A 25,467-nucleotide genomic window follows, 5' to 3' on the forward strand; every position below is an offset into this window, starting at 1 on the left:
GTCTAAGCAGCCGTATGCGCCAAGTGAATACTTTGCCCCAGATTTGGAGGATCTTCGGAGAAAAGCTCGGCCCTCGCGGCGCGACGCGCACGGAGGGCCGAGTGGAAAAAGCTCGGCCCCCCGCGGCGTAGCGCGCACGGAGGGCCGAGTGGTCGAAATATTACTTGAGGCCGTTGGAGATCGCGGTGATGAGCTCACCGTTGGTGGTGTCGCCGCTGGTCTCCCAGAAGAACGCCCCGCCCAGACCCTGGTTCTTGGCGTAGGTCATCTTCCCGGTGATGGTGGAGGGGGTGTCGTAGCTCCACCAGTTGCCGTTGCAGAAGGCGTAGGCGGTGCCGCCGACGGTGCCGGTGGGCGGGCACTTGGTCTTGAGGACCTTGTAGTCCTCGATCCCGGCCTCGTAGGTGCCCTGGGCCGCGCCGGTGGCGGAGCCGCCGGGAGCCGCCTGGGTCACGCCGGTCCAGCCTCGGCCGTAGAAGCCGATGCCCAGCAGCAGCTTGCTCGCCGGGATGCCCTTGGCCTTGAACTTCTGGATCGCCGCGTCGGAGTTGAACCCGGCCTGCGGGATGCCGGTGTAGGAGGTGAGCGGCGAGTGCGGAGCCGTCGGGCCCTGCGGGTTGAACGCGCCGAAGTAGTCGTACGTCATCGGCATGAGCCAGTTCAGGTTGTTGATCGCGCCGGCGTAGTCGGCGGCGTCGATCTTGCCGCCGTTGGAGCCGTCGGCCGTGGTCGCCGCGGTGACGAGGGCGTTGGCGCCGAACTTGGTGCGCAGCGCGGAGATGATGTTCTTGAAGGCGTTCGGGCCGCTGCTGTCACAGGTCAGGCCACAGGCGTTGGGGTACTCCCAGTCGATGTCGATGCCGTCGAACACGTCGGCCCAGCGCGGGTCCTCGACCAGGTTGTAGCAGGAGTCGGCGAACGCGGCCGGGTTCTGCGCGGCCTGGGTGAAGCCGCCGGACCAGGTCCAGCCGCCGAAGGACCAGATGACCTTGATGTTCGGGTACGCCTTCTTCAGCTTGCGGAGCTGGTTGAAGCTGCCGCGCAGCGGCTGGTCCCAGGTGTCGGCGACGCCGTCGACGCTGTCGGCCGCGGTGTAGGCCTTCTCGTAGTCGGCGTAGGAGTCACCGATGGTGCACCGGCCGCCGGTGGTGTTGCCGAAGGCGTACAGGATGTGGGTGAGCTTCGACGCGGAGCCGTTCGTGACCAGGTTCTTCACGTGGAAGTTGCGGGCGTAGACGCCCCACTGGGTGAAGTATCCGACGATCTTCTTACCGCCGGGGGGAGGCGGGGTGGGGGTGACCGTCGGGGTCGGGGTCGGCGTGGGAGTGGGCGTGACCGTCGGGGTCGGGGTCGGGGTGGCGGTCGGCCCGGTGCCGTTGCAGGCGGCGCCGTTGAGCTTGCAGTTCAGCACGCTGGTGATCCCGCCGGGCGCGCCGTTGAAACCGAAGCTCGTCGAGGCGCCCGCGGCGAGCGCGCCGTTCCACGACTTGTTGACGAAGGTGTAGTGGTTGCCGCTCTTCGTCAGGTCGGCGTCCCAGGACGTGGTGATCGAGGTCCCGGCGGGGAGGTCGAACTCGACCTTCCAGCTGGTCAGCGCGCTGGTCCCGGCTTGCACGACGACCTTGCCCTCGAAGCCTGAGCCCCAGTTCGAGGTGGTCGTGTAGGTGGCGGTGGCGGGTGTGGCGGCCGTCGCGGTGCCGATCCCCAGGGGAACCAGCAGCGCCGCCGCCGCGATGAAGGAGCCGATGGTAATTCGTCGCAAGGGTCGCTCCAGGTCAGAGAGTGCCGAGTCCCCGTATTCATAGGAAAGTTTCCTATTAATTACCTGAGCGTAGGTTCTCGTACGCCGACGGTCAATGCCTTGTTCGTTGATATAAGGCCGATTTAAGGTTTTCGGCCGAACGAGCTGTGGTGAGGGTGCCGGAAGCATAGAGCGCGAAAACGGGCCGGTCGCGCGAATCGCGCGACCGGCCCGTTCTCACCTGGTCTGTTGGGCTCTGCGGAGGGGGAGTTCGGTCAGGCCGGTTCGGCCTCCCGGCGCTCCCCGGGTCCCTCGGACTCGGTGGTCTCGGCCGCCTCCCGTACGACCTCAAGCCGCTGCTCCCGCGCGACCTCCTGCTCCGCGGCCTCGACGATCTCCTCCGCGCGCTGGTCCGCGGCGGGTTCGAGCGCACCGGGGTGGCGCAGCCAGAGGGCGCCCAGCGGCGGGACGCGCATCGTGGCCGAGTACGGGAGACCGTGGCGCGGCTCCTCGGTGGCCTGGACGGCGCCGAGGTTGCCCACGCCGCTGCCCGCGTAGTCGTAGGCGTCGGTGTTGAGCACCTCCTCCCACTCGCCGGGGAAGGGCAGCCCGAGGCGGTAGTTCTCGTGCGGTGCGCCGGAGAAGTTGGCCACACACGCCACCACCGAGCCGTCCTCGGCGTGGCGCAGGAAGGAGAAGACGTTGCCCAGCGCGTCGTCGGCGTCGATCCAGCGGAAGCCGTCGGGGGAGGCGTCCACGCTCCACAGGGCCGGAGACTCCTTGTAGACCCGGTTCAGGTCGCGCACCAGCCGCTGCACCCCCTTGTGCCCGTCGAAGTCGAGCACCCACCAGTCGAGCCCGCGCTCCTCCGACCACTCGGAGCCCTGGCCGAACTCACCACCCATGAACAGCAGCTGCTTGCCCGGATGGGCCCACATGAAGGCGAACAGCGCCCGCAGGTTCGCGAACCGCTGCCACTCGTCGCCGGGCATCTTGCCGAGCAGCGACCCCTTGCCGTGCACCACCTCGTCGTGCGAGAGCGGCAGCACGAAGTTCTCCGAGTACGCGTACATCAGCGAGAACGTCATCTGGTGGTGGTGGTACTGGCGGAAGACCGGCTCGTGCCTGAGGTACGCGAGCGTGTCGTGCATCCAGCCCATGTTCCACTTGAACCCGAAACCGAGCCCGCCCAGGTGCACGGGGCGGGAGACGCCCGGCCAGGCGGTCGACTCCTCGGCGACGGTGACGATGCCCGGCGCCTCCCGGTAGGCGACCGCGTTCATCTCCTTGAGGAACGCGACCGCGTCGAGGTTCTCCCTGCCGCCGTACTCGTTGGGCGTCCACTCGCCCTCGCGCCGCGAGTAGTCGAGGTAGAGCATCGAGGCGACCGCGTCGACGCGCAGCCCGTCGATGTGGAACTCGCGCAGCCAGTACACGGCGTTGGCGACGAGGAAGTTGCGCACCTCCCTGCGACCGAAGTCGAAGATGTAGGTGCCCCACTCGGGGTGCTCGCCCCGCGCGGGGTCGGCGTGCTCGTACAGCGGGGTGCCGTCGAACCTGGCCAGCGCCCAGTCGTCCATCGGGAAGTGCGCGGGGACCCAGTCGACCAGCACCCCGATGCCCGCCTCGTGCAGGGCGTCGACGAGGTGGCGGAAGTCGTCGGGGGAGCCGAAACGCGACGTCGGGGCGTAGTAGGAGGTGACCTGGTAACCCCAGGAGCCGCCGAACGGATGCTCGGCCACCGGCATCAGCTCCACGTGCGTGAAGCCCATGTCCACCACGTAGTCGACCAGTTCGACGGCGAGCTCGCGGTAGGACAGGCCGGGGCGCCACGAGCCGAGGTGCACCTCGTAGACGCTCATCGCCTCCCGCAGGGCGTCACCCTCCGCGCGGCGCCGCATCCACTCGTCGTCCCGCCAGACGTACTCCGACTTCTCGATCACCGACGCGGTCGCGGGGGGCAGCTCGGTGCGCCGGGCCATCGGGTCGGCCTTGGCCCGCCAGACCCCGTCCACACCGAGGATGCTGAACTTGTAGCGGTCGCCGGGGCCGAGGCCGGGGACGAACAGCTCCCACACGCCCGACCCGCCGAGCGAGCGCATGGGGTACGCGGCGCCGTCCCAGTGGTTGAAGTCGCCGATGACCCGCACGCCGCGGGCGTTGGGCGCCCAGACGGCGAAGGCGGTGCCGTCCACGTCCTCGTGCCGCATCACCCGCGCGCCGAGGACCTCCCAGAGCCGCTCGTGGCGTCCCTCGCCGATGAGGTGCAGGTCCATCTCGCCCAGGGTGGGCCAGTGCCGGTAGGGATCGGTGGTCTCGTACGGCTCGGCGCCGGCGTAGGCGATCCGGAGGCGGTAGTCGGGGATCTTGTCGACTCCGGGCAGGGTGACCGCGAACACGCCGTGGGCGACGTGCTTCATGTCGTGGGACTTGCCGTCCACGAGCGCCTGGACCTGCTGCGCCATGGGGCGCAGCGTCCGGATCGTCACGCCCTCGGGACCCAGGTGCGACCCGAGGATCGAGTGCGGATCATGATGTGCTCCGCCCGCGAGCCGGTCCAGGTCCAAGTGCGCGCTCATGGCTTTACTCCCGTAGATCGATAGCCCCTACCTTGCCCTACTCGGGTGACCGAACCCATGCCCATGTCCGCTATCACCATGCGTATTGGGAAACGTGCGGAGCCAAAGGAGGGAAAAGTCACGATTGTCGGTCATGTGGGGGCCATCACAACGCTGTTCGCCGACCGTATCCGATCATCGGCGGCGGCGTCCCGGTTGAACCGGCCGATTCCAATGATCACGTCACCTAACACCACCCGGTGCCGCTCCGTGCGATCAAAAACTGCATAAAGCAGCAGAAAGTAGCAGTTCAGTGCGGGTTTTTGGCGGTGACGTCGCGGGGGGTGATGCGGAACCCCTGCCAGTGGCTCGGCATGGGGTCGGCGTCCTCGTCGCGGGGGACGTGGTGGTAGCCGACGTTGACCCACAGGACCGGATCGGTGAGCCGCTCCCCGTTGGTGTAGCGGTCGACGGACAGGGCGCACCCGGGAGACGGGTTGACCGTCGCGAGCCGCTCGCAGGAGCGGTAGTCGGTGACGTAGAGATCGGCCCGGGTGAAGGCCTCGTCGGCCGGACCCCGGTACTGGGCGGTGTCGGAGTTGTTGATCTCCCAGGAGACACGGTGCCCGTCGGCGTTGCGCACCTTCCTGTCGACCACCCGCCACCAGCGCATCGGCCTGCTGACGGCCTTGGTCTCCGTCCCGAACACCGTCCGCTGAATCTTGCGGGTCGCGGTGCCGGAGCCGCCGAAGTCGTACTGCTCCACGACGTCGTCCGCCCGGCCCGCCACGTCGAAGTCCAGGCGCCAGAAGATGTTGTGGGTGTGGTTCGCCTCGAACCCGGTGGCGCCCACCCCGATGGGCCAGCCGTGCTCGGGCGTGGTGGTGAACCCGGCGAGCGACCCCGTGGCCCCCACGCGCGGGGTGATCGCGCCGTCGTCGGAGAAGGCCCACTCGGCGAGGTAGGTGTACCAGCCGACCTGGAAGGCGGCGAAGACCACCAGGTCACGCCCCTGGGCCGTCATGTTCAGCTGATCGGGGACCGCCTTGAGGTACGCGTGGCCGCGCGCCCTCGTCGTCACGCAGACGAACTGCTCGCGGCGCTCGCCCAGCGGGCAGTCCGCGGCCCGCAGCGGGATGGCGGCATATCCCAGCGAGCCGATGTCGTGGTAGCGGGGCCTGCCCCTGTCGTACGGCACGTGGATCTGGGCGAGCGAGGTGCTGCGCAGCACGGTGATCGGCCGATGGCCTCTCGGGGTGTAGACGATCCCGGTCAGGGTGAGGCCCTCGACGTTGCGCATCTCCCAGCAGAGCTGCCAGCGTGCCCCGTTGGGCAGGGTCTTGTCGACGCGGTACGGCGCGTTGCAGGGGGCCGCCGCGGGCCGCGCGCCGGTCCCCGTCGCCGCCGGTGCCGTCGGCGGGCCGGAGGGCGGCGCCGCGCCGGAGGAGGTGAGCTGTGGCGGCAGCGGCGGTATTGGTGCTCTCGGCGCGGAGGGCGGTGCGGCGAGCCCTCCGGCGAGCAGGGCGCAGGAAAGGGTGAGGCGGAGGAACACGGATTACCACTCCAGGGTGTGGATCTTCTTGGCGGACAGGTCGACGACCATCCGGCTGGTGTCCAGCCAGGTGCCGTCGGGCAACCGGACGAACAGCCGCAGGCACCGGTGGACGTCGCACTCCTTGGCTGACCCGCGCTCGCCGTACGGGGTGAAGATCAGCCCGCGCAGCCCCAGCTCCGCCGCCGACCTCAGCGGTCCGCCCCCTGCCTTGGTGTACGCCTCGCGCACGGTCTTGCCGTATCCCGGGTGGGCGAGCAGGAGGGCGGCGGCCGTCGTCTCCTCCTCCTTCGACGGCGGTGGCTGCACCCCCCGCGCCACGGTCTCCCGTACGACCTTGCCCCGGCCGAGGTCGACGGTCCGCACGATGAGCCTGTCGCTGCCGTAGTCGTAGAGGTACGCGTCGGCGCGGCGCCGGTCGGAGGCGTCCTTGTCGTCGTCGCGCTCCACGTAGAGCAGCTTGATCCGGCCGGCGGCCATGTGTGATCTGGATCCCGCCGACGCGATCGTGGTGGCCTGCGCGACCTCCTGGCCGGTCAGCGGGTCTTCCCGCGCGGGCGCTCGCAGGGCGGCCCCCGCGGCCTGCGACCCCTGCTCGCCGGAGACGAACAGCGCCGCCCCGGCGACGACGGCCACCCCCGCCCCCGCGACCGCCATCACCATCAGTCTTCGCCCCATGAGCACCTTCTTTACTCACCGTTGACTTTTCCTTGCGAAGAGTAGCGATCGGTGAGTCTCTCGGCGGGTCCAAAGGCGTATTGCACTTTTGGTTTACGTTGTTGGTTTTTGTGGGCTTTCATCCACGTTCAGAGCCATGGCGGGCCACGTGGTCACGGAGTCGCGCGGCCACGAGGCGACGATGACGTCGATCGTCATCTCGTCGTCGCCCGGTGTGCCGGAGACCTCGATGGTCACGCCCGTCCACCTGCCCTCGGGCAGGTTCAGCGCCGGTGAGGTGTCCCTGCCGATCCTCGCGTTGCCCTGCGAGGGGTACAGGTCGTTCGCGTCGCCCCTGTTGCCCAGGCTGCCCGGCCTGGCGAGCTGGCGCAGGCCGTCGGCCTGCATCAGCTCGATCGCGAGGCGCCGTTCGTCGTCGACATTGGGAACGGCCTCGTCCACCACGTAGGCGGCGATGCCCTGGTCGGGCAGGAACTCGTCCTGCCCCCGCCGGCGGCGGTACTCCACGACGACGTACTGCGTGCTCGTCATCGTCCGGTCGTTGTGGACGACGACGAAGTCGCCGCCCTCGGCCGCCGGCCGCAGCGTGATGCCGCGGGTGGTCTCGGTGACCAGGCGCGGGGTGACCCAGTCGTGGAACATGCGCAGCATGCTGGTCGGGAAGACGGGCGTGACGCCCCCGTTGCCCCACGACCCCGCCGCCATCAGGCAGAAGTTGCCCAGCCCGTGCGACTTGACGCCGGTCTGAGCCCGGTCGGTGTCGTAGTAGTCGGCCCAGCGCGCGGCCAGGTGCCCCCACTCGTGGGCGCAGACGCCGACGTTGCAGTCTTCGGGAACGGTGAGGAAGGTGCTCACCTGGAGACCGGGCCCGACCGTGATCGGCTGCTCGCCGACGGTCCACTTCAGGCTCCAGATGAACTGCAGCCCGGCGGCGTCGGAGAAGGTCTCGGCGCCGGGACCCGCGTGCACGACGAAGAGCGCGGTGACCCGGTTCTCGCCGAGCGCGTCGTAGGAGGGGTCGAAGACGACGCCCGCCTCCAGGGCGGCGAGCACGGCGTCGCGCGCCATGCCCTGGGCGTTGCGCGGGAAGTTGCGCTCGTCCATCCCCGACTTGTCGTTGGCGTAGAAGGCGAGCGTCCGCGGCAGCCGGAACCAGCCGAACACCTCGCCCTGCACGTCGATGCCCCGCCCTTCCGGGCCGCCGTCGAAGCCGCTCACCTTCCGGTAGAAGTCGCGCATGCTGCCCGGCTGGGTGCCGAACAGCAGCCGTTCGAAGTGCGCCGCGTCGTGGGCGGGGTCGTGCGGCCGGTCGTCGAAGTCGACGGGCAGCACCAGGGTCCTGACGACGCCCCTGAGCTTCCTGGGCGGCCGGCTGATCAGGCTCGCGTCGGGGGCCTGTGGGGTGACGCTGCCGTCGTCCAGCCCCGCCGCGCGCGGTCCCCGACGCTCGGAGCGCCACACCGCGTAGTAGTCCTCGAACGTCAGGTGCTCGGGCAGGATCCCGGCGATCCTCAGCTCGTGGAAGCGTGCCTCCAGCCTGTCCAGCGCGTCTGGCGCCAGCGGAACGAGATGCATGGTGTCCCCCCATCGTCCGTTCTTGCGGCGAAGGTAGGGCTCGTGGGGGTTCGTGTCGTGAGTAGTCCCCTACTCAACCGGTGACATGTGCGACATCGGCTGCCTCCGGGTTCCGGAGGCAGCCGATGTCGTGTCCCCGAGGTCAGCTACAGGTCGAGCCGTTCAGGGTGAAGGAGCCGGGGGCGGCGTTGGTGCCGCTGTAGGCGCCGTTGAAGCCGATTCCGGCGGACTGCCCGGGGGTCAGGGTGCCGTTGTAGGAGGCGTTGTGGCCGGTCACGACCTGGCCGGACTGCGACCAGGTGGCGCTCCAGCCCTGGGTGACCTGCTGGTTGCCGGGGAAGGTGAACTTCAGCTCCCAGCCGTTGATCGTCGAGGTGCCGGTGTTGGTGACGGTCAGGTTGGCGGTGAAGCCGGTGTTCCAGCTGTTGGCGCTGTAGGTCACCCGGCAGGAGGCGCCGCCGGGCGTGGGGGTGGGCGTCGGGGTCGGGGTCGGAGTGGGCGTGGGCGTGGGCGTCGGGGTGGGGGTGGGCGTCGGGGTCGGGGTCGGGGTGTTCAGGCCGAAGAACTGGATCGCGGACTCGGCCATCCCGCCTTGGGGCAGGTTGTGCCCGACACCCGGCAGGCTGTAGGCCTCGACCTTGACGGTGCCCGTGGAGTCGGCGTAGCGGCTGCGGTTCCAGCCCTGCCGGGGGGTGTCGGTGGAGGTCGGCATCTGGCTCAGGCCGTGGACGTTGGTCCACTGCTTGACCGCCTCGCCCAGGTTCGGATAGCGCAGGGTGGAGTCCTCGGTGCCGTGCCACAGCTGGACGCGGGGCCGGGCGCCGGTGTATCCGGGATAGGCGGCCCGTACGAGGTTGCCCCACTCCTGGGGGGTCCTCACGATCGTGCCGTTGGCGCACTCGCTGTTCCATCCCGAGGAGCTGGCGAAGCAGCCGAAGGGCACTCCCATGAAGGCCGCCCCGGCCTTGAACACGTCCGGGTACAGGCCCAGCATGACCTCCGTCATCATCGCGCCTGAGGAGGCGCCGGTCACGTAGACCCGGGAGGGGTCGCCGTTGTGACGCTGCTGGACGTAGTTCACCATCGACATCAGCCCGACCGGGTCGCTCCCGCCGCCGCGCCTGAGCGCCTCGGAGGAGGAGACGTCGAAGCAGTTTCCGCTGCGGGTGGCCGACGGGTAGATCACGATGAACCCGTACTGGTCGGCGAGCGAGGCGAACTGCGTGCCGGAGTAGAAGGCTGGGCCGGAGCCGGTGCAGTAGTGCACCGCGAGCAGGATGGCGGGACGGGGCGCCACCCGGTCCGGGACGTAGAGGTGCATCCGCAGGTTGCTGGGGTTCGTCCCGAAGCCGGTGACCTCCACCAGGGAGGCGGAGGACGCGGGCGAGGTCGTGAGCGCGAAGCCGAGCAGGAGGGGAAGGACCGCGCACACCACTCGCAGGGCCGTCCTCATCCGACTCTTCCCCGGCCCCCGGTCGGTCCGGCGTGGAACATCGCTGTCGGACATCGTCGGTCTCCTTTCGGCCATGGCCGATCGCCGGAGCCCCCTGACCGTCGTGGCCCCGGCGTTCGACGTCTTACGCTTGTCGCCGAAAGTTAAATTTGTTAGCCGAAATTTTCAATCACAGAGTGGAGATGCGGGTTCGCGTCCGGCGTACGCTTTCCTTTCCATGGCGGTTTCCCGCAGGTGAGAAACACCTTTGGTGCCGAAAGCAGTACGGATGCCCCCGCCCCCTTCGATGAAAGTTTCCATCCTCCCGCCTTCCCAGGCACGTTCCGGGTGGCGTACGGAGGACTCGGACTCAACGGGGCGGTGCTCAGCCGGGCACGGATTTCCACGGGCTTCCGGCGACGAGCCCGCCGTCGACGCGGATGCTCGTCCCGGAGATGAAGGACCCCGCGTCCGAGGCGAGAAGCAGGCACGCCCCGACCAGTTCCGAGGGCATCCCCGGCCTGCGCAGGGGGCAGCGCTCCAGGATCCAGGAGGCGCGGTCGGCGTCCTCCCAGAGGGGCCGGGACAGCGAGGTCATCAGGAATCCGGGGGATATGCAGTTCGCCCTGATGTTGTATCGGGCCCATTCGATGCACATCGTCTTGGTCACCTGCGCCAGGGCGGCCTTGTTCGCGCCGTAGACGGAGACACCTTCGAGCCCGATCTCCGTGTTGATCGACGTGACGTTGATAATGGAGCCGCCCCCCGTCGCCCGCATGACGAGCATCGCCTCGCGGGCGAGGAAATACGCCGCCTTCAGATTCACATCGGAAATCTCGGTCCACAGTTCGGGGGTGACGTTCGCTATGGGCTCTCTGGTGTTGATGGCGGCGGCGTTCACCAGCACGTGGAGGGCGCCGAATTCCTTCTTCACCGCGTCCGCGAGATTCTCAGGGGCGCGTGGGTCCCGCAGATCGGCCGGCGCCACCGCGAATTCCGCCTTCCCCGCCTCCAGCAGGGATATGAGATCCGCGCAGCGTTCCACACTGACATCGCTGACGATGACACGTGCCCCCGCCGCGGCGAGCCCCGCGGTCAACCATCCTCCGACCCCGCCACCGGCTCCCGTGATCAGGGCGACTTTTCCGCTCATGTCGAACAGGCTGGCTGGAGCCATATCGTCCAGGCTCCATGAATTATTCTGATCGTGCGCCGACATCGTTGCGGAAAGGCCGTGATGACTGTTATACATGAATTGCCCATCGATTGGTGCCGTGGCTTCATGAGGTCAGCTCCAGAGGCGCAGGATATCCGACGTCTGCTCCCTCCCCAAGAATCCTGAAATGCTGACACGCCGCCCCTGTGTCGTCTCTTTCACCGCATGGAGTCGTGTTGACCTGATGATGACCAGGTCGCCGACGCCTGGCTTTATGGTGATGTCAGGCGAAGGCAGGCTTTCTGCATCGAAGCCATACGTCCCTGATATGGAGGGGATATTCCAAGATTTGACCCCTTCGAAGGTCAGGTCCCAGACATGTAGTTCTCCGCCGTCCTCCGGGGCCTCCAGATACAGGTTCACCCCGAACTGTTCCGTGAACCGGAACCTGCCGCGGAGGGTCGGGCCGGCCTCGCCGATGATGTCGAAGTGCGGCAAGGCGGACATTCCCGCCTCCCAGCTTCTCATCATTCCGAAGACAAGGGGCTGGTCATGATATTTCAGGAGACCCGCGCCACCCGGCCAGATCTCGTCGATCTCCGCCCTGAACACGTCCGCCGGATTCGCGAAGGGAAGAAACGCCTCCCTGAGCGAGCGCAGGACCGACCGGGACCGCCTCAGGTATTCCTCCGAGCCGTCGGCCTCACCGCTCACGGTCTCGGAGAAGGCCTTGACCTGACTTCTGTATATTCTCTGGAGCGAACTCTCCAGGACCGATGGGATCGCATTCAATCGGGCGTGTTCGCATATCCGGTCCGATACATAGGAAGGCACCTGCAGGGCCAGCACGGCCGGATCACTCAGGAGGTCTCCCAGGGATTGCTCCAGTGAGGGCGATCTGATCAACAAGTGGTCACCCCTTCTGTCGTAGCTCCGTCAACGCGGCGGAACCTCCGGCGAAGACGTAGCCGGTGTCCGACCCGACGGCGATCAGCGTCGCGCCGTGATCGACCTCTTTTCTCGCGGCGGCGGTGCTCGGGCAGAAGATGCCCAGGGGGACCCCGCTCTCCTCGCACGCGGTGCGGACGCGGTCGATCATCTCGGTGAGCAGGGGGTTGGCGAGGTCACCGAGGATCCCCATGCTGCCCGAGAGGTCGTACGGTCCGACGAAGACCGCGTCGATGCCTCGTACGTTCAGGATGTCGTGAATGTTCTCGACGCCCTCCGTGTCTTCTATCTGAGCGATCACGGCCACGCTCTCGCCCGAGGTCTCCAGATATCTCGCGAAACTCGTTCCGTAACCGTGAGCCCTCGCTATGCCGACGCTTCTCCTGCCCGCAGGGGGATATTTCGCTCGCTCCACGGTGATTCTGGCCTGCTGGGCGGTTGACACATGGGGAACGATGATTCCGTCGCAACCCGTGTCCAGCGCGTGTTTGATCCATGTCTCCGAGTCGTCGGGAACCCGGATCACGGCATATGACGCGGGCTGCAGCACCTCGATGATTCTCTGCGTACTCTTCAGATCGAGTATGGCTGAATGTTCGAGGTCAAGGAAGAACCAGGAAAACCCGGCTTTCTGGAGCAGCAGTGCCACCTCCGGGGAATCCAGAGTGATCAAAGTGCCCAGCAGGACGTCCTGTGAGTCCAGTCTGCTTCTGAGGTTGTTCACGAGTTGAGTGCCTTCTTGAGTGTCTGGTAGTGAACGCTGTGCTCAATGTCGGGATTGAGTTTGACCAATCGCTCCAGACCGGCTGCCCGGACCTGTTTTCCCTCGTTTATCTTCGGCGAGAAATGCCACAGCATGTTGAAGTAGTCGAGCATGATCTTCGCCAGCACCGGATCGGAGATCAGCACCGAATCCATCGATCCCGTCAGGTCGACCGGCGGGAATATGAAAACGTTCACCCGGCCCTCCTTGTAGGTGATGTGCAGGCTGAGTGGATGGGGCAGAGGGCCGATGTAGTCCTGGTCGAACACCGCGAAGGAGACCCGCCCGGTGGCGAGTAACTCGCAACTCCGCTCGGCGAGCCACAACGACTTCTGCAGGGTGTCCACACTGGCTATGCTGCGGAAGCTCTTGAGCGGGCTACGGCGACTTTTTATGCTGTTGTGAACCTCCGTGAAATACTTGTCCAGACCGGGATGTTCTCCCTTGGGCGGCGACAGGTTCAGGGTGCTGACGGTGGTGGCCCCGACGGTGATGCCGACCAGCTTCTCAAGAAACTCCTCGCTGGTGGTGAAGACCTCGATTCCCCTCGCCGGTTGCCTGAGCAGCCTCTCCTGCCTGTCGCGGATGTTTTCGAGGCGCCCGTAGACATACCCGATGAAGGTCGCCAAGGTGCCCAGGAGATATCCGGCCACGAGATCGAGTGGTACGGGTATCGGCCGGGGGAGAAACAGGTTTATGACTCCGACGGGCAGCGCAACGATCACAAATAGCCCTGACAGCCACATTGCGAGTTTCCCTGCCACGCGAGTCGCCTCGTCACTCAACGCGCCACCTGCTCGTGTCAGTGTCCGGCCGATCGTCTGGCGATCAGGTTACGCCCGCACCACGATCCTTTGTAGGCCTATATCGCGAGTGCCCGACGATGATTCGCGACATATCCAATGGATTTCAGTGATCGGTCACCTTTTTCTGACCGGAATGCATGGGCGTAAACAGATGTAAACAGGTGCGAGCGGACAGGGGTGCGGGCGGATGGATCACCAGGTGTTCCGGTAGATCTTTCAGGTGATGTCTCGCCTGAGTGGTGCCGCGACGGCGACGGCGGTGGCGATCAGGGCATAGGCGAGCAGTACGGCGGCGCCGACCGGCGCGGAGAGCAACACGGCGGCCGATGTATCGGTCTGGTCGGCGATGGCGTCGGCGAGGTAGGTGAATCCGGTCAGCGCGGCGGTCGCGCCACCGGGCAGGTAAGGGTAGGCCGCCTTGACGCCCGGGATGAGCATGAGGACGATCTCGATCATGTAGAGGTAGGCGCCGACGGTGACGAGTGCCGCCACCTGGTTGCGCAGGATCGCCCCCACCGCGGCTCCGAGCAGGGTGTAGAGGGCCATGGCCAGAGCGATACGGGCCAGGAGTGCCAGGACGGTGCTCGTGGGCAGGCCGAGTACGACACCCCTGAGCGCCGCCGCGGAGAAGAGGGCACCGGCGGCGGCGGTGCAGGCGATGAGACCGTAGGTGAGTCCGCTTCCGGTGTAGGTGAGGAGCTTGGCCACCAGCCAGGTCCATCGCCGGGGGGCGAACAGCGCCGTGGTGGTGATGGTCCGGTGCCGATGCTCGGCGGTCACCGCGGCCGTTCCGAGCAGCGCGGGGACGAACATGGTGAACCCGAGCAGGCCGAGCACGATGTGCACGCCTTCGGCCGTCTCCAGGCCCGGCATGGGCGGGGTGAAGTTCTCCGGCCCGACGAACGCGAGCATCCCGGTGAAGGCACCGCTGCCGAGAGCGGCCAGCAGCCCCCACAGCCATAGTCTGGTGCCGGTCAGGCGGCTCCATTCCGCCGCGATGAGAGCGATCATCAATGGTCTCCGGTGAGATCGAGGAAGGTCTGCTCAAGGGTGGGGCGTTCGGGGGTGATCTCGTGCAGGGCGATGCCGTGATCCGCCGCGACGGCCGCGACCTGCGCGGCGGTCATGTCGTGAATGCGCAGGGTGTCCGGTCCAAGGACCTCGGCGGGGACCGTGAGGTGACTTCTGAGCAGGTCCGCCCGCGGTGACCGGACAAGCACGGCCGCCTTGCCGTACAGCTCGGAGATGGGGCCCGCGGTGACCAGTCGTCCCTGACGTATCACCACGATGTGGTCGGCTGTCCGCTCGATCTCGCCGAGGACGTGGCTGGAGATCAGGATGGTGCGGCCCTCGGCGGCCAGGTCACGCAGGAAAGCGCGCAGCCAGGCGATGCCCTCCGGGTCGAGGCCGTTGCCCGGCTCGTCCAGCAGGAGCACACGGGGGTCACCGAGCAGAGCGGTGGCCAGGCTGAGACGCTGGCGCATGCCGGTGGAGAGGGTGCCGGTGGTGCGGTCGGCGAAGGCCGACACCCCGGTCACGTCGGCGACCCGCAGGGCGCGGGCTCTGCCATAACCGCCCATCCGGGAGTAGATCCGCAGGTGGTGCAGGGCCGTGTGGGCGGGGTGGAAGCCGGAGCCGTCCAGCACCGCGCCGACGGTCGCCGACGGCCTGGTCAGGTCGGCGTAGCGCTTTCCTTCGATGGTGGCGGTGCCCGAGGTGGGTGTGACCAGCCCCAGCATCATCCGCATGGTGGTGGTCTTGCCTGCGCCGTTCGGCCCGAGGAAGCCGGTCACCGTGCCGGGGGCGGTCCGGAAGGTGAGGTCGGTGACGGCGGACACCGGGCCGAACGCCTTGGTCAGGCCGCGTACCTCGATGCTCATCGCCGCACCCGCGTCAACCGGCGCCGGATCTCCTGGGCGTCCTGAGCGCCGAGGATCAGCTCGTCGACGCCCGCCACCCTGTGCTTCAGGACGACCCGCACGCCGGGAACGCCTCGGCGGGCGGCCACCAACCGCTTGACGCCGCCGAAGGACGTCCACGTGCCGACCTTGACGTAGCCGCTGACCACCAGCCCTGAGCGCAGCCCCTTGGCGGCGCCGAGCGGCCGGTCGAGGTGGTGCACGTCGGCGATCGCCTCCAGGGGCACGTCCACCTGGTCGGTCCTGACGAACGGTCGCGCCCACGAGGCGAAGCGCACGCTCAGCGTTCCTTCGTGAATCCGTATCTGGATCATGGTGCCTCCTCGACAAGTTGTATCTGTTCTATTAGTTGTATATCAGATAGTATGTCGATGTGCACCTCACCCTTGACCTGGACAGCGAGATCCCGATCTACCAGCAGATCAGGGACCGTGTGGTGGAGGCGATCGCCCGCCGGCAGGCGCGCGAAGGCGACCCCCTACCGTCGACGCGGCAGCTCGCCGCGGACTTCGGCATCAACTTCCATACTGTGAACAAGTCCTATGACCTGCTACGACAGCAGGGCGTCATCCGGATCAACCGCAAGAGCGGCGCGGTCATCCGCAGGGATGCCGACACCGGCCCGCCGGAGGCCGGATTCACCGAAGACTGGGAAGAGAGAATGCGAGTACTCCTGGCGGAAGCCACCGTTCACGGCCTGGACCGTGACGACGTGATCCGACGCTGCGAGGCGATCGTCGCCGGCTTCGGGACACGGCCATGACGCCTTTTCTCGCCGCGGACCTGGCCTTGATGATGTTGGCCACCTGCCTCATGCTGGTGCTGCCCGCGCTGGCGCGGTCGACGCTGCCGTTCGGGGTACGGGTGACCGCCGAGCGGGCGGGCGACCCGGCGATCGTCACTCAGCGGCGCACCTACACCCGCCTGGTCCTCGTGGGAGGCGCCGTCGCCGCGGCGGTCTCGATCCTCACAGGGTGGTCCGCGGCGGCACTCGGGGCACTGGTCGTCGCCGATCTGCTGTTGTACTACCGCGCGCATCTCAAGGTCCGCGCCGCCAAGAGCGGCGGAGGATGGGCGGGCGAGCGGCGTCAGGGCATCACCATGGACACGACCTTCCGCACAGATCCGGTCCGCGTGCCGTGGGCCTGGGGATCGCCCGCCCTCGCCGTCGTGCTGCTCACCGCGGGGATCGGCCGGTGGTCGTCCGGCACCCCGGCAGGATGGTTCGAACCCGTGCTGTTCCAGGCCGGGGCCACCCTGCTGGTCGTCGTCGTGATCCTGATCGTCCTGCGTGCCCGGCCCGACCTCGACGCGGCCCGGCCCAAGTCCTCGGCTCGCCGCTACCGCGTCTACCTGCGCGGCGTGGCCGCCTTGTCGCTGCTGTCCGCCGCCTGCCTCAATCTGAGCCTGCTCGTCTGGGCGTTGCGGCAGTGGGGGATCGTCGCGGACACGGTCGTGTGGCTGGTGGCGGGGGGCCTGCCGCTGGTCGCCGTGCTGGGCGGATGGCTGGTGTGGGAGACGAGGGTAGGCCAGGCGGGACACCGCCTGCCTGCCCTGCCCGGCGAGCAGGAGGAGGACACGGGGATGGCGCAGCGCGACGACGACCGGCACTGGTTCCTCGCGGGCACGATCTATGCCAACCGGCGCGACCCCGCCCTTCTCGTCCACGCTCGCCTGGGCTCCTCCAGCTGGACGCTCAACCTCGGACACCCCGTCGCCTGGCTGCTGCTCGGCCTTGTCGCCGTCGGCCTCGCCTGGCTCGCCGTGGCGGAGATCCCGTCCGTCGGCCTCACCTGGGAGCCTCTCAGGTGAGGTGGCCGGTCGGCACGATCGGGCTGAACCGTACGGGCAGGGCCTCCAGGCTGCGAACCCACAGCGAAGGGCGCCATCGCAGCGCGTCCGGTTTCACGGTGAGATAGACGTCGGGCAACCGGTCGAGAAGGACCTCCACGGTCGTCTTGGCGATGATCTCGGCGAGCTCGGGCGCGGGGAAGGGACAACCGTACTCGCCGTGGCCGAAGGACATGTGCGCACGGTTGGCGCCGGAGTCGGCATGGGCGGCCGGTCGCACCTGCGGATCGGCGTTGGCCGCGGTGACGCCGAGCACCAGCATGTCGCCCCGGCGAATGCGCCGCCCGCCCAGCTCGCAGTCCTGCACGGCCCAGCGTGAGGGCAGGTTCGGCGTGGGCGGGTCCTTCCACAGCACCTCGTTCAGCGCCTCGCCGACGCTGCTGCGGCCGCCCTGCAGGCTCATCGAGAAGTGGTCGTCCACCAGCATCAGCCGCAGGGCGCTGCCGATCCAGTTGGCTGTGCTGTCGTGGGAGGCGATCATCACGACGATCAGATCCATGACGATCTCCTCGTCGGTGAGCCGCGAGGGGTGTGCCAGTACGCGCGAGGTGATGTCGTGGCCCGGCAGGGTGCGCTTGTCGGCGATGAGCCGGCCTAGCTTGTCCAGAATTCGGGCAATCGCCGAGGGGGCCTCCTCACCTCCGCTCAACACGTAGTTGACGTCCTCGACCAGTTCCGGCAGGTCGGTCTCCGCCAGCCCGAACAGCCGGGTGATGACCTGAGCCGGGATCCGGTAGGCGTACCGGGAGATCAGGTCGGTCTCGCCGTCCCCGGCGAACTCGTCGATCGCGAGGTCGGCGATCTGCTCGCAGATCATGGCCAGCTCGGTGCGGTCGACGGCGTCCATCGCGTCACTGACGGCGCCGATCCGCCGCTGGTGCTCGGCCCCCTCGGAGTACATCACGGACGGCTGCCATGTCACCTGCGGGAGCGACGGCCAGTCCGGGGGGAGGTGATCCTTCAGGTTCCAGCGCCGGGAGTCGCGGCCGAACAACTGCGGCTGGCTGGCGACATGGTGCAGCTCGCGGTAACCGATCACGTACCAGACGGGGATGCCGTCGAGGAGAACGGGGACGACGGGGCCGTGCTCGCGGCGCATCTCCTGGAACAGCGCGGTCGGGTCGTCGCCGATCAGTGCCCCGTACAGGGGTACGGCATTGGCGTGGTCGGCGTATCCCTCCAGCAACTCCCGCCTCCGCTCGGGATTCTGCGATCCGGGCGAGGCGGCCGACGGGTCTGTGGAGTCGGGCAGGGGAGGGGAGTTCGTCACGGCATGCTCTCTCGGGCGGGCGACTGGTCGTAGGTGCGGGTGAGGTGCTCGATGAGCGTGATCAGCACGTGCTTGGCCGAGGACCGCTCTCTCGCGTCGCAGTCGATGAGCGGGACCTCGGGCGACAGTGCCAGCGCCTCGCGCACCGCATCCAGGGTGGGCCCGTCGGCGAAGCGGTTGACGGCGACGACGAACGGGGTCCGGTGGTGCTCCAGCCGGTCGATGGAGTACCAGGAGTCCTCCAGGCGGCGGGCGTCCACCAGGACGACCGCGCCCAGACTGCCGGCGAACAACTGGTCCCACACGAACCAGAACCGCTGCTGACCGGGCGCGCCGAACAGGTAGAGCACCTTGCTCGCGTTCAGCGTGATCCGGCCGAAGTCGAAGGCCACCGTGGTGGTCGACTTGTTCCGTACCTGGCTGGCGTCGTCGATGCCCACGCTCGCCTGGGTCATGACCTCCTCGGTGCTCAGCGGGCGGATCTCGCTCACCGAGCCGACCAAGGTCGTCTTTCCCGCCCCGAACCCGCCGACGACCACGATTTTCAGGGCGTCCGCGGCGGTGGTGCGTAGTGGCGTTCGCACGGCGGCCGCCATCTGGTCAGAGGTTGTGGAGTGCAACGAGCACCTGCCTCAGGATTTCTGGATCCGGTCGTCCGGCCTGTACGGCGGTCGACGGATGACGGACGGTGATGCGACCGGTGTCCAGCAGGTCGCATAGCAGGATCTTCACCACGCTGACCGGCAGTCGCAGTTCCGCCGAGATCTCCACCACCGCCGTCGGCCGCTGGGCCATCCGCAGGATCTTGATGTGCTCGGACTGCATACCGGGGGTGGGGGTGCACTCACTGACGATGAGGGAGACGGAGTCGAAGGTCTTCTCGTCGGCGCTGGTACGCCCTCCGGTGACCGTGTAGAGCCGGTCGGGGTCTTCGCGGTCGATGGCTCGCCGTGTCATCCGCGGTCGTCGCCACTCTGCGTTTGCCGCGGTGCCGCGGTGAGGTAGACCCCGATCTGCTCCACCAGTTCGTTCATGTTGTGCGCGATAAGCCCCACCTCGCCGTCCTCGTCGGCGACCACGGCCAGGTGGGCACCGTCCCCGGCCGGCACGATGAGCAGCAGTCCGCCGGCGAACTCCACCATCGCCTGCCCCGCTCCGATGCCGTCCCCGAACTCGGCGGAGGCGCTCAGCGAGAGGCTCTGGATCCCGGCGGCCAGGGCGGAGAGCTGGTCGGCCCCGTCCCGGCCGAGACCGGCGGTGAAGCTCATCTTCAGGCCGTCCCTGGTCAGCACCAGCACATGCCTGATCCCCGGGGTCTTCTTCTTGAGGTTCTCCAGTAGCCAGTCGAAGTCACGATCGGTGGTGTTCGAAGCGTCGGTTGTGCTCATAGAAACGACGGGGTGCCCCTTCGGCGCGGGCCCGGGAGGGACGGCCCCTGCCTCCTCATCTGTGAATCCAAAGATGTCCGGTGGTCGGCGGACACGTGTCAAGAGTCGCCCGGGGCCGGGGAAGGGGCCGGAGGGGACGTAGGCCCACGGCCGCCGGCCTGGCGGAACGCGGCGAACCTCGCAGCCGAGTCACGCCCCTCGCGCACGGGCTTGGCCGGCGACGCCTGCCGAGCCCTGGTCGCCTCGGCCAGCGTCTGCCCCCGGCGCCGCCTGGGCAGCAGATCTTCTGACTCGTCGGCCGGCCCCTCCTGCGCGGGTACGGCCGGTGCCGGCACGGTAGCCGACGCCGTGGCCTGCGCGGTGGTCCGCACGGCGGCCTGCGCAGTGGCCTGTACGGTGGCCCGCACGGGGCGGCGGATCAACGCCTCGGCGTCGGGCGGCACGGTGACCGGCAGGGGCTGCGTGATCAGCAGGCGCGGGATCAGCATCACGACCCCCATGCCACCGCGGGCGGACGACCGGAAGCTGACCGTCATCCCGTACTTGTCGACCAGGCGTCCCACGACCGCCAGGCCCAGCCGGGTACCGGACAGCGTCCGCATGTCGAGCGGCTCGGACACGATCCTGCCGGCGTGCTGCCGCTCGCGCGGGCGCATCCCCAGGCCACTGTCCTCGATCGTGATCACCACACCGGCGTCCTCCTCGTCCACGTACACGTGGACCTCGGTGCCGTGCGCCGAGAACGTGGCGGCGTTGTCCATCAACTCGGCCAGTGCGTGCATCACGCCCTCGGCCGCGTATCCCGCGACGGCGGCGGTGCTGGTGGAGTGCAGCCGGATGCGCCGGTAGCCGCCGATGCGGCCCATCGCGCCGCGCAGGACGCTCTCCATGACGATCGGCCGGGTCCATCGCCGCCCGGAACGGCCGCCGCTCAGCAGCGCGACGTTGTCCGCCAGCCGGCTCACCTGGGAGATGCGGTGGTCCAGGTCCAGCAGGTCGGCGAACACCTCCTCGTGCTCGCCGTACTGCTCCTCCAGCTCGCGCAGCCGGGCGAGCAGGCTGGTGGCCTGTGCCTGTACCCGGGCCGCAGCCCCGGCGCACGCCGCCATCACGGCGGTGCCCCTGCGCTCGCTCTCGGAGAGCTGCCGCGCCGTCTCGCGCAGCAGGTCGCGCAGCGGCTCGTGCTCCGGCTGGTGTATCTCGGCCAGCGCGGAGTTCACCGCCATCCGGTTCGTCTGGATCCGCCTGACCAGTTCCGGCAGCGTTTCGTCGATCAGCCGGGAGATCTCGTCCTCGGTCGTCTCTCGGGAGGCCTGGGCGACGGCGCGCTCGCGTTCGAGCAGTTCGAGCTCGTGCCCGGCCGAGCCGAGCAGGTGCCGCAGCGGGCCTTCCGGAGGCTGCGGCATCTGGGAGAGCGCGTCGGCGACCGAGGCGCCGTCGCGCACCTGACGTCCCAGCGAGGGCAGCGACTCCTCGGCCATTCGCAGCGTTTCCCGCTCCAGCCAGGTGAACCGCGCGCCGGCCCACTCGGCCTGCTCACGCAGCCGGCGACCGGTGCCGGCGTAGTGGACGGCGGCGGCGACGGCACCGGACAGCAGCAGGGCCGAGACCCCGCCGACGAGCGCCATCAGCCCTCTGGCCTCATAGGGGGCGGCGTATATCGCCCACAACCACGCGCAGGCCGTAATGACCATGGTGCCGAGAGCGGCGAGGACCACCAGTTCCCTCGGTGAAAACCTTTTCCGCGCCCGGTGGGGTACATCTACTGACATCGGCGTCCTCGGGGGTGGCGGCAGGGCATGACAAGGCCGCGTCGAACCTGCTGTTCCCTGTCGGGCGGGACGGCCATGCGGTGCCGTTTCAACAGCAGAGCGTGAACAGGCAGACACCGTAGCACCATGGCTACGGTCAAGAACAGACAGTCACTCTCGAACCATGTGTTTCAGTTTTAATCAACCAGTAGTCAACGCATCCATTGACTAATGCTCGCTATTAGGACATTTATGGACATATAGTGATGATTTTCCGGGTGGGTTCGCGGTGTGCGGCCCTGTCGTCCCGATGGGCCGGAAGAGGATCGTCCGGCCGCGCTCGCCGCGGCATTCGACGTCGTACTTACGGTGGTGCTCGGTGAACAGACCCGTGACCAGATCGTCATCACCGCCGACGGTCGGAACACCCGTTGCCGCAACATCTCAACCGCTGGAGACGGAGAAACGGTGCCGCTGGTTCAAGATGGCGCGGGCTCCGTCGAAGTCCGCCAGGCGGGCGGCCAGGGTGCGCTCGGCGAGTCGTGCGGGCAGGGCGGTGTTGAACTTCAGGCCCTCCAGCGCTCCGGGGTCGGGTTCCGGCAGGCACAGTCCCTCGGCCGAGTCCCGCAGGGCGGAGGTCCAGCTTTCCTTGGATACGTCTGTCCGAAGGCGCAACCAGGCGTCGGTTACCTGCTGCTTGGGGTCGGCCACCGAGGCGAGCGTGCTCCGCAGGGTCAGGTTGGCGCGATACCCGGCCCAGGTCCACCAGCGCACGTCGTCCCCGCGCACGATGACCGAACCGCCGGGGTGGACGACGTCCAGATGCCGCTCCCGCGCGCCGGCCAGCGCGTCGACGGCGCGATGGGTCAGCCGTACGGGAGGGGTCGCGCCCAGGAGCACTTCCCGGATGGCCTGCATGAGCTGGAAGGACGTCCCCCGTGGAAGGCCGCCCGACTGCCATCGGGCGCGCCCGCCGTGCTCCGCCGCATCGACGAAGCAACGGCGGCGTCTCCAGTCGATCCAGGTGACCTGCCAGCTCCGGCCGGCGAGCAGGAGCAGCCGGGGTCCCTCGCGGTGGTCGCAGAGCAGCGACGGGTCGACGCGGCCGATCTCGGCACGGCCGTGCAGGACCGTGAACTGCGGTGACGCCGTGAAAACGGTGGTGAGTTCCATGAAATGGCGGTGCCCGAACGCCTTTTCCGCGGCCGGACCGATGAAGAGCATGCCGCCGTCGGTGTCGACGAACCCCGCCGAGACGAGGTGCCGCAGGATCGGTGCCGCCTCGGCGCCGAAGGGTTCGAGGCCCGGCCACCACTCGGGCCAGGTACGGTCTCCGATCCGATACTCCTGCAGGCACAGGGCGAGGAACTGCTGCGCGACGATGTGCCTAGGTTCGGGCGGAGGCGTGACCGGCTCGACCCAGTGTCGTCCCCAGAGGCGGAGCAGTCCCGAGGCCCGGAGCAGTCCCTGCTCGTCGAGGGCGAGGAAGAGGCAGTTGCGCGTGGAGCCGGGGCGCCGCCCGGTACGGCCGACACGCTGAAGGAAGGAGGCCACGGTGGAGGGCGCGTCGATCTGGATGACCCGATCCAGGTCGCCGACGTCTATGCCCAGTTCGAGGGTGGAGGTGGCGACGATGACGCAGTCCCGGCCCTCGCCGAAGGCGTGCTCGGCCCGGCGGCGTTCCTCGACGGACAGCGAGGCATGGGAGAGGAACACCGTCACACCCAGCGTACGCAGCCGGGTGCCCAGTTCCTCGACGAGTTGCCGGGAGTCGCAGAAGACGAGCCTTTTCTCCCCTCGGTGCAGTGCGGCGATGACCTTGGCCGCGTTCGCGACGGAGCCCACGTGGTCGAGCTCGACATCACCCGGAGGCGGGCCGCCGGGGGAGCCTCCGAACGGATCGGCGAGGGAGGGAGAACCCCCGGGCGGGACGGAAAGGGAGTCGTGACAGGTCGGAGGGCTTGAGGACGGACCGAAAGAAGCGGACGGGTCGTGAGTGGGCGGGGACGGGGCGATCGAATCCGGAGAGTTCCCGGACGGTTCGCCGGATGGCGAGATGACCTCTCCCGTACGGTTCCCGCGGCTCGATCCCTGGAGCCAGGCCAGCAACTCGGTGGGGTTGCCGACCGTCGCGGACAGACCGACACGCTGGATCGGACGTCCCGCGATGCGGGTGAGTCGTTCGAGGACGCACAGCAGATGCCAGCCCCGGTCGTCACCTGCAAACGCGTGTACCTCGTCCACCACGACGGCCCTCAGCCCGGCGAAGATCACCGGGTGGTCCACCTTGGTGCTGACGAGCATCGACTCCAGGGACTCCGGCGTGGTGAGCAGGATGTCGGGCGGGTCGCGCAGGATCGCGGCCCGCCTGGACGAGGTGACGTCGCCGTGCCAGAGGGCGACCCGGCGCCCCAGCCATTCCGCGTACCGCTCCAGCCGGGGCAGCAGGTTGTTCAGCAGCGCCTTGATCGGGCACACGTAGAGGATCGAGATGCCTGTCCAGTGCTGCGCGGCCATCGCCGACAGCAGCGGGAACGCGGCCGCCTCGGTCTTGCCTCCCGCCGTCGGCGCGAGCAGCAGAGCGTCCTGCCCCGAGGCGAGCGGCCCCAGCGCCTGCTGCTGGAGGGGGCGCAGCGACGGCCACCCGAGCGTGTTGACGAGATGGTGCACCAGAGTGGGGTGCAGAGGCGCCGGGTCGCTCACGGCTCTGTTTCCATGTCGGTCGGCTCCGAGAGGGCCGAAGGGGGACGCACCGGATCGCTCACAGGTCCAGTTCCACACTGTCCGCCGACATCGCGTTCCGCTCCACCTCGGTCAGCTCCGAGGCGGCCAGGGTGAGCGCGTAGTGCCGCCGGGGGTCGAACTCCTCGAACTGGTCGACGCGGTCCATCACGTCGACGAGCTTGCGCAGGAACAGGCGCGGCGCGACCCCCACCCGGCCGCCCAGCTCTCCCGTCACCGCGCGGCCGAGGTCCGCCAGGTAGCCGTCGTCCACGACCGAGACGATCCGGCCGGGTACGGAGGCTCCGGCGGCGTAGAGGTCACGGACCCTGGTTCCCAGCTCGCCGAGGGAGCCGAGGGTGAAGCCGGGCAGCCGTATCTGGATGGCCCGGGGATTGTCGAAGCGCGGATCTCCGGTGAAGTCGGTGGCCAGCCGCTGAGCGAGGGGCGCCAGCCGTTGCGCGCCCTGCGGTCCCTCGAAGAAGGCGGGCGTCCCGGTGACCAGCAGGTAGAGGCCGGGAAAGCGGCCCGAGTGGACCTCGTCGATGAGCTGCCGCAGCGAGTTGAGCGCCTTGTCCCGGGCGTCGGACCGCACCCGCTGCAGGGTCTCGACCTCGTCCAGCACAAGCACCAGGCCGGGGTGACCTGAGTCGCGCAGCACGGTCAGCAGCCCCTGGACGAAGCCCAGCGCGCCGAAGTGGTCGAGATCGCCTCGGACACCGGCCGTGCGACGAGCAGCGGCGGCGACGTTCGGCTGGCCGCCCAGCCACGCCAGGATCGCGTCGGCGGTCGCCGCGTCCCCGGCGGCCGAGGCGCCCCGGTAGCCGCGCAGGGCCGCCGCGAAGGTGGGCGCCGACCGGCTCACCCCGGCCAGCCGCTCGGCGAGCAGGTCCTCGACCGCCTGCCCGAGCTCCGAGGGGTCGGCGCCCGCGGTGAGCGCGTCCTCTTCGAGCACGTAGAACCACGCGTCCACGACGGGCCGCAGGGCGCTGGGCGGGTAGCTCGCCGTGCAGAGGCGTTCGGTCAGTCGCCGGTAGACGGTTTCCAGCCGGTGCAGCGGGGTCTCGTTCTCGGAAACCTGGACCTCGGCCGTCGCCATACCCCTGCGCTTGGCCTGCTCGGCGAGCCAGCGGGTGAAGAAGGTCTTCCCCGAGCCGTACTCACCCCTGACCGCCTTGAAGACCGAGCCGCCGGAGGCCAGGGTGTCCAGCTCGTCGCCGACGGTGTCGCCGAACCGGCCGAGGCCGACCGCGAGCAGGTCGAGACCCGCCTGTGGCACGGCACCCTGCCGGAGCGCGTCGATCACCTCGCGCCGCCGGACGGCACTCACCGACACGTCTGCTGTCACGACGGCCGTC

22 protein-coding genes are annotated in these 25,467 nt (G+C 68.4%); 2 read left to right on the plus strand and 20 right to left on the minus strand.

Annotated elements, in window-relative coordinates; translation table 11 throughout:
* Positions 1-160 precede the first annotated feature (160 nt).
* From ACIBH4_RS19925 to ACIBH4_RS19985, 13 genes are all read right to left on the minus strand, one after another.
* Positions 161-1,762 (minus strand): glycosyl hydrolase family 18 protein, encoded by a 1,602-nt coding sequence (locus ACIBH4_RS19925; RefSeq protein WP_362507477.1) that lies wholly within the window; start codon positions 1,760-1,762, stop codon positions 161-163.
* A 254-nt stretch (positions 1,763-2,016) separates the two neighbouring features.
* Positions 2,017-4,320, minus strand: coding sequence for a 1,4-alpha-glucan branching protein GlgB (gene glgB / locus ACIBH4_RS19930; protein WP_362507480.1), 2,304 nt, complete (start codon positions 4,318-4,320; stop codon positions 2,017-2,019).
* 289 nt (positions 4,321-4,609) lie between these two features.
* On the minus strand, positions 4,610-5,851 hold the full coding sequence (locus ACIBH4_RS19935) for a copper amine oxidase (RefSeq protein ID WP_362507483.1): 1,242 nt from the start codon (positions 5,849-5,851) through the stop codon (positions 4,610-4,612).
* A gap of 3 nt (positions 5,852-5,854) precedes the next feature.
* Complete coding sequence (locus tag ACIBH4_RS19940; RefSeq protein ID WP_362507486.1) at positions 5,855-6,529, minus strand: hypothetical protein; 675 nt, start codon at positions 6,527-6,529, stop codon at positions 5,855-5,857.
* A gap of 93 nt (positions 6,530-6,622) precedes the next feature.
* A complete protein-coding gene (locus ACIBH4_RS19945; protein ID WP_362766431.1) occupies positions 6,623-8,104 on the minus strand; it encodes a M6 family metalloprotease domain-containing protein in 1,482 nt (493 codons plus the stop codon).
* 142 nt (positions 8,105-8,246) lie between these two features.
* Entirely contained in the window at positions 8,247-9,557 is a 1,311-nt protein-coding gene (locus ACIBH4_RS19950; RefSeq protein ID WP_362766428.1) for a PHB depolymerase family esterase, read from the minus strand.
* Between the two features lie 364 nt (positions 9,558-9,921).
* Positions 9,922-10,788: an SDR family oxidoreductase gene (locus tag ACIBH4_RS19955; RefSeq protein WP_362766425.1), complete on the minus strand. Its 867-nt coding sequence runs from the start codon at positions 10,786-10,788 to the stop codon at positions 9,922-9,924.
* A gap of 36 nt (positions 10,789-10,824) precedes the next feature.
* Complete coding sequence (locus ACIBH4_RS19960) at positions 10,825-11,541, minus strand: 2OG-Fe(II) oxygenase (protein ID WP_362507498.1); 717 nt, start codon at positions 11,539-11,541, stop codon at positions 10,825-10,827.
* 64 nt (positions 11,542-11,605) lie between these two features.
* Positions 11,606-12,364, minus strand: coding sequence for an aldolase/citrate lyase family protein (locus ACIBH4_RS19965; RefSeq protein WP_362507501.1), 759 nt, complete (start codon positions 12,362-12,364; stop codon positions 11,606-11,608).
* Entirely contained in the window at positions 12,361-13,188 is an 828-nt protein-coding gene (locus tag ACIBH4_RS19970) for a hypothetical protein (RefSeq protein WP_362507504.1), read from the minus strand. Before ACIBH4_RS19970 ends, ACIBH4_RS19965 begins: the two co-directional genes overlap by 4 nt.
* A gap of 237 nt (positions 13,189-13,425) precedes the next feature.
* Positions 13,426-14,220 carry an ABC transporter permease gene (locus ACIBH4_RS19975; protein WP_362507507.1) on the minus strand — a complete coding sequence of 265 codons (795 nt, stop codon included), beginning with the start codon at positions 14,218-14,220 and terminating at the stop codon, positions 13,426-13,428.
* Positions 14,220-15,089 carry an ATP-binding cassette domain-containing protein gene (locus ACIBH4_RS19980; protein WP_362507510.1) on the minus strand — a complete coding sequence of 290 codons (870 nt, stop codon included), beginning with the start codon at positions 15,087-15,089 and terminating at the stop codon, positions 14,220-14,222. Before ACIBH4_RS19980 ends, ACIBH4_RS19975 begins: the two co-directional genes overlap by 1 nt.
* The gene (locus tag ACIBH4_RS19985; protein ID WP_362507513.1) at positions 15,086-15,442 is read right to left on the minus strand and encodes a hypothetical protein; all 357 of its coding nucleotides are present in this window, start codon (positions 15,440-15,442) and stop codon (positions 15,086-15,088) included. The genes ACIBH4_RS19980 and ACIBH4_RS19985 overlap by 4 nt, the downstream gene beginning before the upstream one ends.
* Before the next feature lie 59 nt (positions 15,443-15,501).
* Here ACIBH4_RS19985 and ACIBH4_RS19990 point away from each other — a divergent pair, with 59 nt between their 5' ends.
* Positions 15,502-15,891: a GntR family transcriptional regulator gene (locus tag ACIBH4_RS19990; protein ID WP_362507516.1), complete on the plus strand. Its 390-nt coding sequence runs from the start codon at positions 15,502-15,504 to the stop codon at positions 15,889-15,891.
* Positions 15,888-16,940 carry a hypothetical protein gene (locus ACIBH4_RS19995; protein WP_362507519.1) on the plus strand — a complete coding sequence of 351 codons (1,053 nt, stop codon included), beginning with the start codon at positions 15,888-15,890 and terminating at the stop codon, positions 16,938-16,940. The genes ACIBH4_RS19990 and ACIBH4_RS19995 overlap by 4 nt, the downstream gene beginning before the upstream one ends.
* On the opposite strand, the gene ACIBH4_RS20000 is transcribed toward ACIBH4_RS19995, so the two are convergent.
* The 7 genes from ACIBH4_RS20000 to brxD form a co-directional block, all read right to left on the minus strand.
* Complete coding sequence (locus tag ACIBH4_RS20000) at positions 16,933-18,249, minus strand: cytochrome P450 (protein WP_362507522.1); 1,317 nt, start codon at positions 18,247-18,249, stop codon at positions 16,933-16,935. The genes ACIBH4_RS19995 and ACIBH4_RS20000 overlap by 8 nt on opposite strands.
* Complete coding sequence (locus ACIBH4_RS20005; RefSeq protein ID WP_362507525.1) at positions 18,246-18,845, minus strand: ATP/GTP-binding protein; 600 nt, start codon at positions 18,843-18,845, stop codon at positions 18,246-18,248. Before ACIBH4_RS20005 ends, ACIBH4_RS20000 begins: the two co-directional genes overlap by 4 nt.
* A 4-nt stretch (positions 18,846-18,849) precedes the next feature.
* Positions 18,850-19,206 (minus strand): DUF742 domain-containing protein, encoded by a 357-nt coding sequence (locus tag ACIBH4_RS20010; RefSeq protein WP_362507528.1) that lies wholly within the window; start codon positions 19,204-19,206, stop codon positions 18,850-18,852.
* Positions 19,203-19,637: a roadblock/LC7 domain-containing protein gene (locus ACIBH4_RS20015; RefSeq protein ID WP_362507531.1), complete on the minus strand. Its 435-nt coding sequence runs from the start codon at positions 19,635-19,637 to the stop codon at positions 19,203-19,205. The genes ACIBH4_RS20010 and ACIBH4_RS20015 overlap by 4 nt, the downstream gene beginning before the upstream one ends.
* Before the next feature lie 98 nt (positions 19,638-19,735).
* Positions 19,736-21,355, minus strand: coding sequence for an ATP-binding protein (locus ACIBH4_RS20020; RefSeq protein ID WP_362507534.1), 1,620 nt, complete (start codon positions 21,353-21,355; stop codon positions 19,736-19,738).
* Between the two features lie 477 nt (positions 21,356-21,832).
* Positions 21,833-24,091, minus strand: coding sequence for a DEAD/DEAH box helicase (locus ACIBH4_RS20025; RefSeq protein WP_362507537.1), 2,259 nt, complete (start codon positions 24,089-24,091; stop codon positions 21,833-21,835).
* Between the two features lie 58 nt (positions 24,092-24,149).
* Positions 24,150-25,457, minus strand: coding sequence for a BREX system ATP-binding protein BrxD (gene brxD / locus ACIBH4_RS20030; RefSeq protein ID WP_362507540.1), 1,308 nt, complete (start codon positions 25,455-25,457; stop codon positions 24,150-24,152).
* Between the last annotated feature and the right edge of the window lie 10 nt (positions 25,458-25,467).

Origin of the sequence: Streptosporangium sp. NPDC050284, assembly GCF_044459525.1 — a bacterium.
In the GTDB taxonomy this organism is placed as follows: domain Bacteria; phylum Actinomycetota; class Actinomycetes; order Streptosporangiales; family Streptosporangiaceae; genus Streptosporangium.